At 52.6% G+C, this 18,226-nt stretch carries 8 protein-coding genes; 6 read left to right on the top strand and 2 right to left on the bottom strand.

What is annotated here, in order from left to right; translation table 11 throughout:
- Nucleotides 1-64: 64 nt before the first annotated feature.
- Nucleotides 65-718, top strand: coding sequence for an oxygen-insensitive NAD(P)H nitroreductase (gene nfsB / locus FDX14_RS02760; RefSeq protein ID WP_061381625.1), 654 nt, complete (start codon nucleotides 65-67; stop codon nucleotides 716-718).
- 46 nt (nucleotides 719-764) lie between these two features.
- Here nfsB and FDX14_RS02765 read toward each other — a convergent pair whose 3' ends face one another.
- The gene (locus FDX14_RS02765; protein WP_137348960.1) at nucleotides 765-1,628 is read right to left on the bottom strand and encodes a helix-turn-helix transcriptional regulator; all 864 of its coding nucleotides are present in this window, start codon (nucleotides 1,626-1,628) and stop codon (nucleotides 765-767) included.
- A gap of 107 nt (nucleotides 1,629-1,735) precedes the next feature.
- Here FDX14_RS02765 and FDX14_RS02770 point away from each other — a divergent pair, with 107 nt between their 5' ends.
- Nucleotides 1,736-3,175, top strand: coding sequence for an MFS transporter (locus tag FDX14_RS02770; RefSeq protein WP_204554712.1), 1,440 nt, complete (start codon nucleotides 1,736-1,738; stop codon nucleotides 3,173-3,175).
- A gap of 71 nt (nucleotides 3,176-3,246) precedes the next feature.
- On the top strand, nucleotides 3,247-4,491 hold the full coding sequence (locus FDX14_RS02775) for a mechanosensitive ion channel family protein (RefSeq protein ID WP_042309900.1): 1,245 nt from the start codon (nucleotides 3,247-3,249) through the stop codon (nucleotides 4,489-4,491).
- Nucleotides 4,492-4,545: 54 nt separating this feature from the next.
- Here the strand turns inward: FDX14_RS02775 and pheP are convergent, their stop codons facing one another.
- Nucleotides 4,546-5,940, bottom strand: a complete 1,395-nt coding sequence (pheP, locus tag FDX14_RS02780) for a phenylalanine transporter (RefSeq protein ID WP_094301016.1) — start codon at nucleotides 5,938-5,940, stop codon at nucleotides 4,546-4,548.
- Between the two features lie 293 nt (nucleotides 5,941-6,233).
- On the opposite strand from pheP, the gene FDX14_RS02785 reads away from it, so the two are divergent.
- The 3 genes from FDX14_RS02785 (at nucleotide 6,234) to FDX14_RS02795 (ending at nucleotide 18,139) form a co-directional block, all read left to right on the top strand.
- Nucleotides 6,234-7,409 (top strand): coiled-coil domain-containing protein, encoded by a 1,176-nt coding sequence (locus FDX14_RS02785; protein ID WP_061381621.1) that lies wholly within the window; start codon nucleotides 6,234-6,236, stop codon nucleotides 7,407-7,409.
- Between the two features lie 617 nt (nucleotides 7,410-8,026).
- Nucleotides 8,027-8,605 carry a helix-turn-helix transcriptional regulator gene (locus FDX14_RS02790; RefSeq protein ID WP_042309906.1) on the top strand — a complete coding sequence of 193 codons (579 nt, stop codon included), beginning with the start codon at nucleotides 8,027-8,029 and terminating at the stop codon, nucleotides 8,603-8,605.
- A gap of 195 nt (nucleotides 8,606-8,800) precedes the next feature.
- The gene (locus FDX14_RS02795) at nucleotides 8,801-18,139 is read left to right on the top strand and encodes an autotransporter outer membrane beta-barrel domain-containing protein (RefSeq protein ID WP_137348961.1); all 9,339 of its coding nucleotides are present in this window, start codon (nucleotides 8,801-8,803) and stop codon (nucleotides 18,137-18,139) included.
- The last annotated feature ends 87 nt before the right edge of the window (nucleotides 18,140-18,226 follow it).

An 18,226-nucleotide genomic window follows, 5' to 3' on the forward strand; every position in this document is an offset into this window, starting at 1 on the left:
GCTAACCCTGTACCCTGCTGGAACAAAACGCACCCGCAGGGTAGGAAAATCACCAGGAGTAGTTATGGATATTGTTTCTGTCGCCTTAAAACGTTACTCCACTAAGGCATTCGATCCGAATAAAAAACTGACCGCTGAGCAGGCCGAAAAATTAAAAACGCTGCTGCAGTTTAGTCCGTCCAGCACCAACTCTCAGCCGTGGCACTTTATCGTTGCCAGCACTGACGAAGGTAAAGCGCGCGTGGCGAAATCCGCAGCCGGTGGCTTTGTATTCAACGAGCGTAAAATGCTGGATGCATCCCACGTTGTGGTGTTCTGCGCCAAAACGTCGATGGACGATGCGTGGCTGGAGCGCGTTGTCGATCAAGAAGAGTGCGATGGGCGTTTCGCTACCCCGGAAGCCAAAGCCGCTAACCATAAAGGCCGTACTTTCTTTGCCGACCTGCACCGCAAAGATCTCAAAGATGACAACCACTGGATGGCGAAACAGGTGTACCTGAACGTCGGCAACTTCCTGCTGGGCGTTGCGGCGATGGGGCTGGACGCGGTGCCAATCGAAGGCTTTGATGCCGCCGTTCTCGACGCAGAGTTTGGCCTGAAAGAAAAAGGTTTCACTAGCGTGGTCGTGGTCCCGGTAGGTCATCACAGCGTGGAAGATTTCAACGCCGCGCTGCCGAAATCTCGTCTGCCGTTGGAAACTACGCTGACGGAAGTCTGATTTTTTCCGTCACGCCCGATGAGTATCACTGCCATCGGGCGTATCACTACTGATTCAGCCACGCCAGAGCCTGCTCCCCCGCTTCATCCATCGGTAAATAAACCAGCAGCCGCGAACCGTTACGCGGGGCGGAATACCAGTACATTTGCTGCAAGCTAAAACGCCCTAACTGCGGATGAACAAAGTTTTTGACCTGATTTTCCACACCGCGAACGTCATAACGCTGATGCCATAATGCTTCAAACTCAGACGATGCGGCAAAAAAGCGCGCCAGTTTATTTTCCCAAACAGGATCGCTGCGATGTTCCGCCATTGCCGCACGGAAATAAGAAACAAACGTCGGTAATACATCGCAGTTTGCTATACGGCTACGCCAGGTTTCATTGGTGAGATAGAGGTAAATACAGTTGCGGTCTTCGCTCGGGAGCGTGGAAAAATCAACGCCCATTAACCGGCAAAAACTCTCATTCCAGGCCACGATGTCAAAACTGGGTTTCTGAATACTGGCGGGCTGCGGCATCAGACTGTCGAGCATTTTTCGGGTGCCTGGTGTGATCCCTTCACACACCATCACCGGCGTGGATTCCGGTGGCGTCAATCCGGCCAGTACAAACAGGTGGCGGGTTTCCAGCGGACTGCATTGCAGCGCGCTCGCCACATTCAGCAAGACCGCTTGCGACGGATTGACCTCTCGCCCCTGCTCCAGCCAGGTGTACCAGGTGACGCCAACGTTAGCCAACATCGCGACTTCTTCGCGGCGCAGACCGGGCGTTCTTCGCCGCCCAATACGCGGCAGACCCAGACGCTGCGGATCGAGGCTTTCCCGTCGCGCACGTAAAAACGCGCCAAGCTGCTTGCGGCTGTCATCAGGGAGAATAACCGCGGATTCCTGTTGCGCTATTACCGCCATGGACTCTCCAGCATAGTAGTAACAATACCAGTATAACCAGGAACTGGTACCCGTTTAATTTTTCAGTGATGCTACGTCCATCTGCAAAATGATGCAATGGAGTTACTATGAGTACATCAACTGTTTCACCCGGCCGCATAGGGTTGCTCCTGTTATTGACAGGCCAAATGCTCCCGCTCATTGATACATCAATTACCAATGTCGCTCTGGATTCCATTACCCAGTCGCTTCAGGCCACTACCACGCAGCTTGAACTTATTGTCGCTTTGTACGGGGTGACTTTCGCCGTTTGTCTGGCGCTAGGCAGCAAACTTGGTGATAACTATGGTCGCCGCCGCCTGTTTATTGCGGGCGTCGTACTGTTTGGCATCGCCTCCCTTTTTTGCGGGATGGCGAATTCCATTCACATGTTGCTGAGTGCTCGCGTTCTACAAGGTGCGGGTGCGGCGCTGATCGTGCCACAGATCCTTGCCACCCTGCACGTCACGCTGAAAGGTCCTGAACATGCGCGGGCCATCAGTTTGTATGGAGGCATTGGCGGCATCGCGTTTATTGTCGGCCAGATGGGCGGAGGCTGGCTGGTTTCGGCAGATATTGCAGGGCTGGGCTGGCGCAACGCCTTTTTTATTAATGTCCCGATCTGTCTGTTAGTTCTGATGTTCAGCCAACGCTATGTCCCGGAAACCACGCGAGAAACCCGAACCCGCATCGACTGGCTGGGCACCAGTAGTCTGGCTGTGATTCTCTGCTGTTTGCTGTTTCCTATGGCATTAGGTCCGGAAACCGGCTGGCCGTGGCAGACTCAGGTAGCTCTGGTCGCCATCCTGCCTTTGGGATGGTGGATGCGCAGCAATGCGTTACGCCAGGAACAGAACGGGCAACATCCTCTTTTGCCGCCACGCCTGTTGAAACTCAGCAGCATCCGGTTCGGCGTGCTGATTGCATTACTGTTTTTTAGCGCCTGGTCAGGATTTATGTTCTGCATGGCGTTAACCTTACAGGCCGGTCTCGGTATGGCCCCGTGGGAATCCGGCAATAGCTTTATTGCGCTTGGCGCAGCCTATTTTATTTCCGCCTGTTACGCACCGCGACTCATTGCCCGCTATAGTACGGGGCGTATTCTGCTCACCGGGCTGGTTATTCAGATCGCTGGCTTAATGGGGTTAATGATGACCTTCTGGTATTCAGGCATGCGCACCTCGGCCATTACGCTCGTTCCGGCTACAGCGTTTATCGGCTATGGTCAGGCTCTGATTGTGAACAGTTTTTATCGCATCGGTATGCGCGATATCGCCACGCACGATGCGGGCGCCGGAACCACCATTCTGAGTACGTTGCAGCAGGCAACATTAGGACTCGGTCCCGCCGTGTTGGGGGCGCTGTTCCTGCATCTGCAGCAACATTACCATGGCGATTACACGCGCTCGGTTATCGGTTTTTTAGCCGTCGAAGCCACAATGATGACCGTGCTGTTACTGACTACCCTTTTATTTCGCCGCACGCTGAATATCAATCCGGTGTGCGCCAGCATCGCCGCAAAATCGTAGGCAAGACGAGCGTAATTTGCATAAGCTCCCGACAGCGGTCATCATAGGCCGCTGTTTATTAAGGAGACCTTATGCAGGAATTGATATCTCAGGTAGAAGAACTCGGCATTGAAATAAACCACACCACCTCGCTGGTGATGATTTTTGGCATTATTTTTCTCACCGCCATTATTGTTCACGTTATTTTGCACTGGGTGGTGCTGCGCGCATTTGAAAAGCGCGCGAACGCCAGCTCCCGTCTGTGGCTACAAATCATCACGCAGAATAAGTTATTTCACCGACTGGCATTCACCCTGCAGGGTATCATTGTCAACATTCAGGCCGCGCTGTGGTTACAAAAAGGCAGCGAAGCTGCAGAGATATTAGTGACCTGCGCACAGCTGTGGATCATGATGTACGCCCTGCTGTCCCTCTTCTCCCTGCTGGACGTTATTCTCAATCTGTCGCAAAAACTCCCTGCCGCATCTCAGCTACCGTTGAAAGGTATATTCCAGGGAATCAAACTGATTGGCGCAATTATCGTTGGGATTTTGATGATTTCCCTGCTGATTGGTCAGTCTCCGGCAATACTGATAAGCGGCCTGGGCGCGATGGCCGCCGTCTTAATGCTGGTATTTAAAGATCCAATCCTCGGTCTGGTGGCTGGGATCCAGCTTTCAGCGAACGATATGCTCAAACTGGGCGACTGGCTGGAAATGCCGAAATACGGCGCAGACGGTGCGGTTATCGATATTGGTTTAACCACCGTAAAAGTGCGCAACTGGGATAACACCATCACCACTATTCCCACCTGGTCACTGGTATCGGACTCTTTTAAAAACTGGAGTGGGATGTCAGCTTCCGGTGGTCGACGCATTAAACGCAGCATCAGCATTGATGCCACCAGCATTCATTTTCTTGACGAAGATGAACGCCAGCGACTGCATAAAGCACACCTGCTAAAGCCGTATTTAACTACGCGTCATCAGGAAATTGACGAGTGGAATCAGCTATTGGATGCGCCTGAATCGGTATTGAATCACCGCCGGATGACCAATATTGGCACTTTCCGTGCCTATCTGAACGAATATTTACGTCACCATCCGCGGATTCGCAAAGATATGACGTTAATGGTACGCCAGCTTGCGCCGGACGATCACGGCTTGCCGATCGAGATTTATGCTTTTACTAATACGGTAGTCTGGCTGGAATATGAAAGTATTCAGGCTGATATCTTCGACCATATATTTGCAGTGATCGAAGAGTTTGGCTTACGCATTCATCAGTCGCCTACCGGAAATGATATTCGCGCATTGTCAGGGATCTTTCAGCGTTAATCAGCAATGAGAAGCAGTGACCGATCTCATCACCAGGATGAGATCGGTCAGATATTAGCGGGATTTGCGGCGCAGCAGTTTGAAGGCAACAAACAGGAACAGGATCCATATCGGCAGCAGAATAGCGGACAGGCGCATATCATCCATGGTGCACATCAGCACCAGAATCATGCCGAGGAAGGCAATGCACAGATAGTTTCCGGCCGGATAAAGCAGCGCTTTGAACTGCGTATCACGTCCTTTGCGGCGCATCGCCGCGCGGAATCGCAAATGCGCCAGACAAATCATAATCCAGTTTAATAGCAGCGTCGCGACAACCAGCGCCATCAACAGACTGAACGCTTTTTGCGGCAGCACATAGTTGATCAACACCACCAGTGACGTAATCGCGCCGGACAAAATCAATGAGTTCACCGGTACGCCACGGCGACTGACGCGGGTTAAAAACTTCGGCGCATTTCCCTGAACGGACAAACCAAACAACATCCGGCTGTTCGAGTAAACCCCGCTGTTATAGACCGACAGCGAAGCCACCAGAATGACAAAGTTCAGCGCAGAAGCCACCACATTACTGTCAAGATTATGGAAAATCATCACGAACGGGCTGCTATTCGATTTCACTTCCACCCACGGATACAAGGCCAGCAGCACCACCAGAGAACCGATATAAAACAGCAGAATACGGTACACCACCTGGTTTACCGCTTTCGGAATACTTTTCTGTGGATCCTGCGCTTCCGCGGCGGTGATCCCTATCAATTCCAGCCCGCCAAATGAGAACATAATCACCGCCAGCGAGAGGATCAATCCATTCCAGCCAGTGGCAAAAAAGCCGTTGTAACGCCAGAGATTATCGATGCTCGCATGTTCCCCGCCGTTACCGGAAAACAGCATCCAGATGCCAAAGCCAATCATGCCGATAATGGCCAGCACTTTAATCAGCGCAAACCAGAATTCCGTTTCGCCATACAGACGTACGTTAACCAGATTGACGGCATTGATGATCACAAAGAAAGCGGCAGCCCAAATCCAGGTGGGGACATCGGGCAGCCAGTACTGCATGTAGATTCCGGCCGCTGTCAGCTCCGCCATGCCAACCAGCACAAACATCACCCAGTAGTTCCAGCCGGACAAAAAGCCAGCAAAAGGTCCCCAGTATTTATAGGCAAAATGGGCAAACGATCCGGAAACGGGTTCTTCCACCACCATTTCGCCCAGTTGACGCATAATCAAAAAAGCGATGATTCCGGCTACGCCGTAACCCAGTAACACCGCAGGCCCCGCCATCTGAATGGCCGGTCCAATGCCCAAAAACAGGCCGGTTCCAATTGCGCCGCCCAGCGCAATTAACTGAATATGGCGGTTTTGCAACCCCCGCTGAAGCGTCGGCTCATTCGTCGACGCGGCATCAGGCACGCTGGTGCCAGATGCAGTTGACGCGTTTTTCACGCCCTTCCCCTGTGTCGTTTTTATTGAAGGGGCTTCTTTTAACATTTCAACCTGGTTGCCGCAAGGCGCAATCGTTTAACATCATGGTTGTCAGCGATGCCTGAGCAGTTGTTATTTTTCATGGGTGGGCTCCTTACCAGAGTTCACGCTTTTCATAATTACAGTGAATTATTCTGGACGAAAAGGTATTGCAGGCCACAGAATGCACCTTACTGTTTTTCTAACATTTTCAAACGGGTGGGCCTGTTGTATTTAAGCCATTCGTTTTTGAGTCAGGCCAGGCAACGACTGTCATGAATAAGATCATCAAACGACTGGAAATCGTCAAAAGCGCTATTGAACTGGAAGATGAGGAGATTATTTTTCAGCAGGTGGCGCATCTGAAAAATGAGCCTTTGTCAGTCGTGCCAGACACCATCGTGCAGGCGATCGAAGCCCGGCGCTTTAGCGATGCTCTGCGTGAAATCACGGCCTGGCTGCAATCTCAGAGAGCGGTCTCTACGTGGCAGGATCCTGCGATTGCGGCGAGTAAACTCGAACTGAAAGCGCTTGAAACACAACTGCGTGACCTGATTGATAAGCGCAACACGCGCATTCAAATCCTCGATGATTTCAACGATCTATACCATCTTCGTCTTGGGCCGCTGATGAGCCGCATCCTTGAGCTGCGTAAGCAACTGGCCGTCAGCGCCCAACGTAAACAGGAAGCGGAGCGAAAGCGCCGGGAAAAAGACTATCAATCCTGTCAGCACTATATTTCCCAGGCCGTTGAGCAGTTGGCCAGACTCAAGCAGCAATGGATGAACCAGCACTCAGATTCGCGCGAATCTGTCGAAACCCGGCAACGCATTCAGCAACAAACGGAGCTGATCACCGCCCTGCTGGCGGAGATTCGTGAGCTGGAAAACGACTTTTCTCGCCAGGACGACAGCGCGACTCGCCAGGCACAAGAAGAGGCCAGTCATGAATATGATGAATATCAGGAGCAGCAGCAGGACGCACAGCATCGTTTTACTCGCGACCAACGACTTTCTGCCGATGAACGTAACGAGCTAAAACGCCTGTGGCGGCAGGCCAGTCGTCTTTGCCACCCGGACGTGGTGGCGGATGATCTGAAAGAGAAAGCGCATCAGATGATGGTGCAGCTTAACCAGGCGCGCCAAAATGCCGACCTTGCCGCCGTACGGGCGTTACTGACCCAGTTACAAAGTGGTCTCGAACCGATGATGGCGAGTGACCGATTGAACGATCTGCAGCATTTACGCAGCAAAATACAGCAGCTCAGAGAACAAATTAACGCACTGCTGAAAGAGATTACCGAACTAGAGGCTGAAAACGCCTGGCGCCTTGCTTCCTCCGTGACCGATAAAGAGGCTTACTTCTCTGACCAGCAACGGGCGCTGACGGAAATCCGCAACTCACTGGAACAACAGGTGCAACAGGTCGAGCAGGAGCTGTTAGCGGGCTGAGCGCTAGCAGCGAATTAAGCAGATAAAATGACAACGGCAAGCAACATGCTCAAATAAAGCACAAAAAGACCAACTCAGAATAAAAAACTATGAATGTTTATTTAATTGGCTAAATAGTCTTAAATTCAAACATTTTTAGATGCTTAATGTAAATTTGGCGATATTTCCATCTTCACTGTTCCCACCCGTCCCTTCTTCCTAATCTTAATTAAGAATTCTCCTACCCACCAACCAGCCCATCATCACAAGCTGGCATTCCTTTGAAATATAATCATTTTTAAATAAATCGCCGTCAATAAGCCCAGGAATATCCTGCCTTTATGGAAAAGGTTGGCCCATTCTTATGGTGATCCATAAGCGAAATCTATCAATCATCTGCTCAGAGGTGATATAAACGATTTATCTTAAATTTTAACAAAGTGTAATATCTACTTTCAGAATAGTTAATGCTTCAAATAAATACAGAAAATATCTGTTGAATTGGCAATAAATAAGGATGCGTTCAAACCAAAGAACGTTATACGAGATTTAATTAACATTCCACGCGTCGCAAGAAACTCTTTTTTCAGCCAGAAAAAAGAGGCGACCGCTTGCATTAAAATTTCAAGGAGATCGTAATGTCTAAGGCTATTTTTTTGGGTGACTCACTTTATCCCTGGCTAGGCATGCGAGAAATTCTACGTGGCTCATACTTATATATTGATATCACGTACCACTCCTCTCAGACGTTTTCAGCAGTCAAGTTTCTGCCAGATGATACAGATTACATCATTATTAATCCTGACAAATCAGATTTTTTAAAATATGCCAGGATTATCCGCAGCATGGCTATCCGCCCTGCCACAAAGATTATTGTTTTGGCAGATGAAGCCACCTTTTCTCTTTTTCAAACCGTTTGCGGGAAGAATATGCAATTACTCGATCAAGATGCCAGTCTTGATCGGCTGCTGCATGCCGTTACACGTATCATACAGAATAAAAAACAAAATAATATCAAAGCACTGCACACAAAAATCACCGCAAACGAATTCAATGTGATGATGATGCTTGCCCGGGGTTGGTCACTGGCACAAATCGCCGGGGCATCACAAAAAAGTGAAAAAACCATCGGGGCGTACAAAAGCAACATTGCCAGAAAGCTCGGTAAAAATAACACCCGGCTCAAGTACACCATTTCCCACTATAGCCAGCCATAACTGACTTATTTAAGGACAATTATCACGGTTATTATTTAAAGCTGTCCTTTCGGCTCATTTTTTAATTCCGCATAGCTCGGAAGGGAACCCTATTTCCCAAAATCACCATACCGGGTAACGCGTCCGCGGGCCAACCATAGCCAACAACTCAACGTATTAACACATACATAACAGGAATGTAGACGAGGGTTATATATGAACAAAGTTTACAGCATTATTTGGAACGCGGCGCTCGGTATCTGGGTGGTCGTGTCTGAATTAACTAAAGGTAAGAAAAAAAGCAGCTCGCGTAAAACTGTCGCCGTACTGGCGGCTGGCGCATTAAGCGGAGCGTCGATGATGGCCTCGGCTGATCCGATTATTGATACCGGCGATCATAATATTTCTACTGACTACCAGCGAGGAATTTCCGCTGGCGTTTATGAGGGAATTCATAACTACGGCTTCTTATATGAAGATAATACCACTGGTCAGGCGCTCAATATCAGCGGCGCGATCCCGACGATTACCCCAGGCCAAAGCGGCGTTGTTGAGTCAACGACTATCCGTGAGCTGCTGCAAACCGGCAAAATCACGCTTAAGGCTACCAGCCCTGACCAGAGCGTAAAAACAATCTCCACGGAGGAAGAGCTGGCAGAATACCTGACTCATACCCAATCAGCGAAACCTTCGCAAAGCACGGATTTTGATATTTTTGATCCGGCGCTTCCTGGAGAACCAAATACCATTAAAGTTTTTGATACCAGTGCGTTAGCCGGGTTTATCACTGAGTCACAAATCGGCGATGCTGTTTTAAATACGTATGATCCGCAACAAACGCAAATCTATAAGCAATTTGGCATCGCGTTGGCGACCAATGGCGCCACGGCCAATCTGAATATTGGCAACGATACGCTTCATGTGCGTGACAAAGCCAATACCATCGAATTACTGGCTAAAGATTCCTCGCTGCTGGAAGCGCAAGGCGCCAACAGCCAGGTGAACTGGCAATCCGATAACTACATCAAATTTAACGCCGCCCCCGTTATTCCGACCAAAACGTTTAACGGTTCCAGGACAACCTCCGTATTTGGCGGCGATGTAACGCTGATGACGTATGGCTACAACGACGCCGGCGAGGTTATCGAAACAGGTGAAAAAACGTTCTCAATTACCACGGCTGCGGAACTGGCCAAGTTCAATAGCTGGCTGTTAGGCGAAAGCGATGATGCCGCGCAAAAACCGGATGGACAAAAAGTCAGTCAGATCCAGTTGTGGCTGGATGTTGAAGACAGTCAAATCACAACCGTCTCCGCCGCGCAAGCGAAGTATGCTGAGCTGATTGATGACTTACTGACTTCAGGTAAGTCATCTGATGTTATCTCCTGGGATTACGACGTCTGGACCGATGGCGAGTCGCATAGCAATAACACGACCGCCGATCGCGGTGAGCTGCACGCTATCTATGCCAACGGCGCAGGTACCGCCGGTACATTGAACAAAGACGCGATGATCGCCGTAGACGGCAGTATTAATGGCGTGATGAAAGCCATTGACGGCGGGATTATCACTAACCTGGGCGAACTGAACGCATTGCGTACCTCTACCGGGCAAAGCCTGGCAATTGGCATGCTGGCGAAAGATGCGACGGCGACCAACCACGGAACCATCAACTCCGGGCTGTTTATTGATAAGGACGGTAACCAAAACGTCAGCAGCTACGGTGCATTTGGCATGCAGGGGCAAGGCGCCAGCGTAATTACTAACGAAGGCACCATCAACCAGGCGATTACTACCGATAACTTCGGTACCGCTTCTGCTGCCGACCCCTGGAGTAAAGACGATCCCGAGACTTCGCTGACGCTGGCCATTGGTATGCAGCTGTCTAACGACGCGCAGGGCACGAATAACGGCGATATCAATATCGTCGACGGACGCAAAAACAAGAAGTCCTTTGGTAATGGCACCGCCTTTGGCGTGGAAGTCGCCGACAACGCCACATTTACCAACGCCAAGGATGCAACGATATACCTTGGCCGCGATGCGAATAATTCCTCCTTGGATACCGTATTGCCAGGCGGTGCCAGCCCAAGCGCCGGTATCATGACCAAAAGCGCCAAAGAGGTGATTAACAACGGTCTCATCACCCTTGGCGTCGGCATACGTAACGCCGCCGGGATCCTGATCGGCAATGCAACAGGTAATGTGCTGAATACCGGCACTATCGCAATCAATGGCGATGATCGTGGAGGCACCAGCAAGAACTACGGCATCACTGTGCGTGACAGTGGCGCAGAGAATGGTCAGATCATTAGAAATGACGGCAAGATTAACGTTAATGGCAACAATAACGTCGGGATCCACGTCAGCGCCAATAAGAAAAACGCCGAAGTCACCACCAGCGCTTCTGGTTCTATCGTAGTAGACGGTGACGGCGGCGTCGGTAACCGAAACTATGCTATTTGGGCGGAAGGCGGCGCCAACGGTCAGGCAACGGTCAATGTCTATTCTGGTATCACCCTGAATCAGGCCGGTAATATCGGCGTACACGTGCGTGATAACGCCATCGCTAACGTCGATAGTCTGAGTAGTCCGGCATTCAACAATACCGATCAGATTGGTTATTACCTGTATGGTAAAGGCGCGACCGCCAATATTGGGCAGGCGGTGATGAATGACAATGGTCAGGATCGCACCACTATTTTCCGTATCGCCAATGGCGCATTGCTGGCCGGTAATACGACTAACCCGAAGGATCAGTCCACTTCTGACCTGAATCTGACGCTCAGCGGTAACAATTCTGTTGGCGTCCTCGCCACCGGCACAGGCAGCAGCGTAGATACCGGGGAAGCGACGTTTACCGTTAAGGGCACCAACTCCGCAGCGCTGGTCATCGAAGGCGGCGCCAACGGTACCATCAGCGATAAAACTACCATCAATTTAACCGGTGAAAGCACCATTGCCGGGGTGGTGGATGGTCAGGCGCATCAGTTGAATGGCAACACGCAGGGGAATGCTACAAACACGACCCTCACCTCTAACGCGAAGATCACCTCTGAAGCCAGCGGCAACAAGGTTATCGCCTATGTGGCGAGAAATCTGGGCAACCTGCTCCTCGATACCAAATCGATTATCGATCTGGCCAGCGTCGACAGCATCGGCGTTGATGTGCAACAAGGCGGGAACTTAACCAATAACTCCTCCAGCGCCCTGCATGTCAGCAACGGCATCGGCGTACGCGCCTCAGGCTATAACGCGCAGATTAGTAAGCTGGGCAAAATTCAGGTTGATGATGGTACTGCTGGCGTTCTGCTGACCCAAGGGGCCAGTCTGCTGATCAACGGTAAAACTGGCGACAGCATTACCACTAATGGATCTGCTGACGGTATTCGTCTGGCCGAGGGTGCAGGCGCGCTGGCCGCGCAAAGCGTGATGATTCGCGCTGAGGGTACTGGTGCCGGCATTCAAAACGATGCCAACAACACCAATATCACGCTGCGTGATGTCACCATCGATTCCAACGATGGTCCAGGGATCCGCACCAGCGTCGCGCTGACCATGAACGATGGACTGAACAACATCCTCAACGTCAACGGGAAAGGTACCGGTTTCGCCTTTGAGCAACGCAATGGCGACGCGGTGACGGGCGATCTGAAAATCGGCAAAGGCTATACCGTTGAGGTGCTAAACAGCGAAGGCAGCGGTATCCGCGCCAACACGGATGGCCAGGTCACGACCAGTGCCGATATCAACGTACATGACAGCGCGGGCGGTTCTGCGATCATCGCTAAAAACGTCAGTGCATTAACCAACAGCGGGAAGATTATTTCTGCCAGCACGACTTCACCGGTGATTGACGCCAGCGGCGACAGCAAGAAAAAAATCACCAATACCGGTGCCCTTCAGGCCATCAACGATACGGCGGTGGCTATTCAGTCTGGTAAAGGCAATGACACCATTGATATCAGCGGCGGTATCACCAGCGGCGTAATCAATACCGGCGAAGGCAGGGACACCTTCAACTGGCGCAGCGGTTCCTATGCGGGCGAAGTGAATTTCGCTGGCACTGGCGGCAACAACAAAGCCAACATCGGCAATGTAATACTGGATAAAACGCGCCACATCATTACCGCTGCGGGTACGGGCAATGCCCTCACCTTCACCAATACGCAAGATGCGAAGATTGGCACGCTTGCCAGCGACAACCTGAATACCGGCACCAACATTGGCACCGGCTGGGATTCCCTAACCATCAGCGGATCAAACGCGGATGTCCGCATCGTTGAAAACCTGAGTCTGGCGAGCAAAACCCTTGCCGTAAATAATGGCGCAACGCTGCGCACCGGCGATCACGTCGAGCCGACCAGTACTGCCGCCAGCATTGGCGATTACGATGTGACGACCCAGGGCGCAGGCAGTCGGGTTATCTTCGACACCCAAGGGGATGCATCAGCGGCGCAAATCTATCGCGGTATCATCAGCGGCGACGGGAAATTTGAACGTGCGGCGGGCGGCACCACGGTGTTCACCGCCAACAGCACCTACACCGGCTCTACCACCATTGATCAAACCGGTACGCTGCAGTTGGGTAACGGCGGAAATGCAGGCGAAGTCAGCGCCGTGTCTGACATCATCGACAACGGCATGCTGGCGATCAACCGCGCCAACAACGTCCTGCTCAACGGGGTGATTTCGGGCATCGGCGCACTGCAACAAATCGGCGGCGGCATTACCCGCCTGAACGGCAATAACACCTATACCGGCGACACCACCGTCACCAACGGTACGCTGCTGGTGAATGGCGATCAAAGCGCGGCGCGCGGTGCAACTACCGTCAGCGGCACCTCCACACTTGGCGGGAATGGCATTATCGGCGGCAATGTATTGATGAACGATGCCACCACCCTCAGCGCGGGTGATGGCGGTGCAGGTACGCTCACCATTAACGGTAATCTGCAGCTTGGCAGCAAAACGACCTCCGCTTTCGAACTGGGCAACGCTTATACGCCAGGCGGTGCGTTAAACGATCTGGTCAACGTCGCAGGCGATCTGCAACTTGACGGAACCCTGGATGTTACCACTTCACAGGGCGGTAACTTCGGACCGGGCGTATATCGTATCTATAACTACGGCGGCACGCTGAATAACCAGACGCTGGAGCTGGGCGCAATACCAGACAGCCAGGATAAAAGTAATATTTTTGTCCAGACCTCTATCGACAAACAGGTCAACCTGGTGAATGCCAACGGCGTTACCCTGCAGTTCTGGGACGGCGCAACCGTCAATCAGAGCCATGGCGCGTCGGGAATTGAAGGCAACAGCAAAATTGACGGCGGCGATGGCAAATGGATGGCGATCGGTAGCCAGGGCGATAACAACTGGACCACGGCAACCGGTGAAGGTAATGCTCCCTGGGCGCAAAAATCCTTTGCCGTCTTCACCACCAAAGGCGGAACCGTTACCGTGGATAACGCCGCGGGCGAAGTTAATTTCTCCGGGGCACAGTTTGACGCCGATGGCTATGTGGTTAAAGGTGATGCACTTAACGCGTATGCCACCACAGAAAACGCGACCCATGCAGGCCAGACGCCAGGCACCGGTGAACTGCTGCTGCGCGTTGGTGCCGGTGGCGCGGGTCAAAACTATACCGCGGCCATTGAGTCCGTGATCCGCGAAGCCAGCACGACTGACAAACTGACGCTGGTGAAAACCGACCTTGGTCGTCTGATCCTCAGCGGTGATAACGAGTATCGCGGCGGCACGCGCATTGATGGCGGTACGTTGCAGATTTCCTCTGACAGCAACCTCGGCCAAAGCGGAACCGATCTGGTTATTAACAACGGCTCCACCCTGCAGATGGGCGCAGACCTGACCAGCAATCGCACTATTGAGCTGGGAGCGAGTGATAACGCGGCGGTGTTTGACCTCAATTCGCACCACTTCACGCCAGCCGGTGAGATTACCGGCGACGGTAAACTGAAAGTCACCAGCAGCTCAAGCGATGCGGGCAGCACCTTGTCACTCGATCGCGCCAACAGCTACAAAGGTGATACCGAAATTGCCGGTACGGGTAATGCCAACAATGTCACGGTCAACGTCAGCAAAACCGGAGCCTTTGGTAGCAATGAAAGCAGCACCGTGAACGTCAATAAGGGGGCGACGCTCAATGTCAGCGGGACAGATACCAGTCTGCAATCCCTGACCATGAACATTGCCGACAGCCTGTTAACGCTGGCGGATAACGTCACCGCCGCAAGCGCCAAACTGAACCTGACGGGCGCAGCAAAAGCGCTGTTAACCGACAACGCCACTGCAGGCAACGCGACGCTTAACGTGGCAAAAGACAGTACGCTGGCTCTGGAAGAGAATGCCAGCGGCGGCAATTCCAGCGTGAATAACAGCGGACTGATGACCTTTGCCGACCAGGCGATGGCTGAAAATACCGTCGTTAAGAACCTGGCGGGTGGTAAGGTCGATATCAGCGCGGTCGACAGCGCAACGTCTATCGGCTCGTTGTCCGGCGCGGGGAATGTCGAACTGGGCAATAAAGCATTGTCGCTGGGGAATCTGCATCTTGATGACACCATCAGCGGCATTATCAGCGGTAACGACGGTAGCCTGGTGAAAATCGGTGACGGTACGTTAACGCTGACAGGCGATAACACTTACACCGGTACCACGGACGTCAATGAAGGCGTGCTGCTGGTCAACGGCAACCAGTCTGCCGCGACCGGTCAGGTAACGGTGAAATCCGGCGCGACGCTCGGCGGTAACGGTATTATCGGCGGCGCGGTTGACGTGCTGGACGACGCTCATATTACAGCTGGTGCTGCCATCAACAGCGTGGGTAAACTGACCACCGGTTCACTGACGCTGAGTGATAACGCCCAACTGGATTACCAGTTTGGTCAGGCTTATACCCCAGGCGGTGCCTTCAACGACCTGATTGATGTGAATGGCGACCTGACGCTCGACGGTAAGCTCAATATTGAGACCTCTCCGGGCGGCAGCTTTGACGTGGGCGTTTACCGCGTCATCAACTACACCGGCACCTTGACCAACAATGTGATGGACATTGCCAACGCGCCAGAAGCCGCAGACAGCCTGTACGTGCAAACCTCTGTTAACAACCAGGTAAACCTGGTCAATCATGCCGGGCTGACGCTGCGCTTCTGGGACGGCACCGGCGGTGAGAATGGCGAGCTGAAAAACAACGGCGTCATCAACGGCGGCGACGGTATCTGGCAATCCAGCCAGGGTAATGACAACTGGACCACGGATGAATCAACGCCAGAAGGCGCGCTGAACGCACCGTTTACCGATGCCGCCTTCGCCGTCTTCCAGGGTGAAGCGGGCAACGTCACCGTCGATAACAGCAAAGGCGACGTTATCATCAGCGGCGCGCAGTTCGCCACCGATGGCTATCGCGTGGGTGGTGAGGCCATTACCACCGACACGGCGAACACGCTGATTCGCGTCGGCGATGGCACGGTAGACGGCGCAAACTACACCGCAACTATCGACAGCGTGATCCGCGGTACCGGCGGCCTGAATAAAGGCGATCTCGGGACGCTAATCCTCACTGGCGACAACACCTACAGCGGTGGAACCACTATCACCTCAGGTACGTTGCAGGTGGCGGGTGATACCAACCTTGGCGCGCCAGAGACGGGTATTACCTTCAACGGCGGTACGCTGAAGTATGGCGAAGCATTTGATACCGCCCGTCAGGTGACGCTGGAATCCGGTGGCGGGACATTCAATACCAACGGACATAACGTTTCCCTGCTGACGGAAGTCGAAGGTAATGGTCATCTGACCAAAACCGGTAAAGGCTCCCTCACCCTGACGCTGGATAATACCTACACCGGGGGCACTACCATCGAACAAGGTGTTTTACAGTTGGGTAATGGCGGTAACATCGGCAGCATTCAGGGAGATATCGTTGATAACGGCGTACTCAAGGTTGATCGCGCGGATACCCTGGCGTTAGCGGGCAATATCAGCGGTAAAGGCCAGTTGCACCAGACCGGCAGCGGTATTACGGAACTGCAAGGTGAAAACAGCTACAGCGGCGCAACGTTAATTGCCAATGGCGTACTGCGGGCGGGTAACACCAACACCCTGAGTAGTGCGTCACACCACTACGTTGTCGCTGACACCATGTTGAACACGCAGGGATACAACCAGACCGTCGCAGGCCTGAGCAACGGCGGTGATGTCTCGCTCATCGGCCAGCAGACTGGCACAACGTTAACCGTCAAAGGGGATTACGTCGGCGAAAAAGGGACCATCAACATGGCGGTCATTCAGAATGGTAGCGGTGCAGGCATTGCCGACCGTCTGATTATTGATGGCGGTAAAGCCAGCGGGAGTACGCTGCTGGACGTTGATGGTTCTGGCCTCGGCGCGCCGACCGTCGGTGATGGTATCGAAGTCGTTACGGCGCTCAATGGCGCAACCACCACCGCGCAAACGTCGCGTGACGCCTTCCATCTTGCCGCCGATCGTATGGCAGCAGGCGCGTTTGAGTACCAACTGCATGCGGGCAATGCTCAGGGTCAGGGGGAAAACTGGTATCTGAGAAGCGAATATCGTCCAGAAACTATGCTGTATTCTGGCCTTGCCAGCGTTGTGCGTCAGGGCGACATCAGCCTGCTGGGTAACATGCACCAACGTATGGGCGACGAGGTTAAACCGGGTATTGACGAAGATCATCGCGCCTGGGCGAGAATGCTTGGTTACTCCGGTAAAACCAAACTGGACGATGCGGCCGGGACACAAACCAGCACCCATACCATGGGTATTCAGGTCGGCGTTGACATGTATGCTAACGAAAACTGGAAAGCCGGGATGTATACCAGCATCCTTGACATCGACAGCAATGTGAAAGGTACGAAGACGGGTAGCGATGGCAAAGGCGGTAACATCGACGACAATGCGTTTTACGTCGGCGGTTACGCCACCTGGTTCTCGGGTAACGGGATGTATGTTGATAACGTCCTGCAGTACGGTAACCATAAATCTCGCCTGGCGGCGACCGGGAACAACGGTTCTTATACCGTCAAAGGCAACACGCTGACGGCGTCAACGGAGATGGGTAAATCGTTCCGTCTGGGTTCAAGCGCCTGGAGTCTGGAACCTCAGGCTCAGTTGATCTACCAATACAGCGATTTTGATAATGGTCGGCTTGACGGTGTGACCCAAACGAAAGTGAAAATGGACACCGCAGATTCCTTTACCGCCCGTCTGGGCGTACGTCTGGTTGCCGACTATGACACCAACCATGGCAAATTCCAGCCGTACGGCAGGGTTAACGTTTGGCAGGGTCTGGGTTCAAAAGACAAAACGCACTTTAGCAATGCGGTCGCCACCACCACGCTGGAATCCTCACAGCAGTACTCCAGCACTGAAGTTGCGGCCGGTCTGTCCTGGTCAATCGACAGAAACGTGCAGGTCTACGGTGAACTGGGTACGCAATTCAGCAACGGTGGTAGTAAGTCGCAAGTTGAAGCCCCGATTAATGCTTCCATTGGCTTTAAGAAATCGTTCTAAGCAGTCATAAACTTACCAGCCCTCTGTTATGCAGGGGGCTTTTTTTTGCTTTGCAGTTTGCAGGGCCGGGAAATATAAAAAGGAGAG

This window comes from Citrobacter sp. wls710 (assembly GCF_005281115.1).
In the GTDB taxonomy this organism is placed as follows: domain Bacteria; phylum Pseudomonadota; class Gammaproteobacteria; order Enterobacterales; family Enterobacteriaceae; genus Citrobacter; species Citrobacter werkmanii.

Bases quoted from the DNA above. Each gene is read 5' to 3' on its own strand.
- FDX14_RS02790 (WP_042309906.1), top strand. From the start codon at position 8,027: ATGTCTAAGGCTATTTTTTTGGGTGACTCACTTTATCCCTGGCTAGGC.
- FDX14_RS02775 (WP_042309900.1), top strand. From the start codon at position 3,247: ATGCAGGAATTGATATCTCAGGTAGAAGAACTCGGCATTGAAATAAAC.
- FDX14_RS02785 (WP_061381621.1), top strand. From the start codon at position 6,234: ATGAATAAGATCATCAAACGACTGGAAATCGTCAAAAGCGCTATTGAA.
- FDX14_RS02795 (WP_137348961.1), top strand. From the start codon at position 8,801: ATGAACAAAGTTTACAGCATTATTTGGAACGCGGCGCTCGGTATCTGG.
- FDX14_RS02765 (WP_137348960.1), bottom strand. From the start codon at position 1,628: ATGGCGGTAATAGCGCAACAGGAATCCGCGGTTATTCTCCCTGATGAC.
- nfsB (WP_061381625.1), top strand. From the start codon at position 65: ATGGATATTGTTTCTGTCGCCTTAAAACGTTACTCCACTAAGGCATTC.
- FDX14_RS02770 (WP_204554712.1), top strand. From the start codon at position 1,736: ATGAGTACATCAACTGTTTCACCCGGCCGCATAGGGTTGCTCCTGTTA.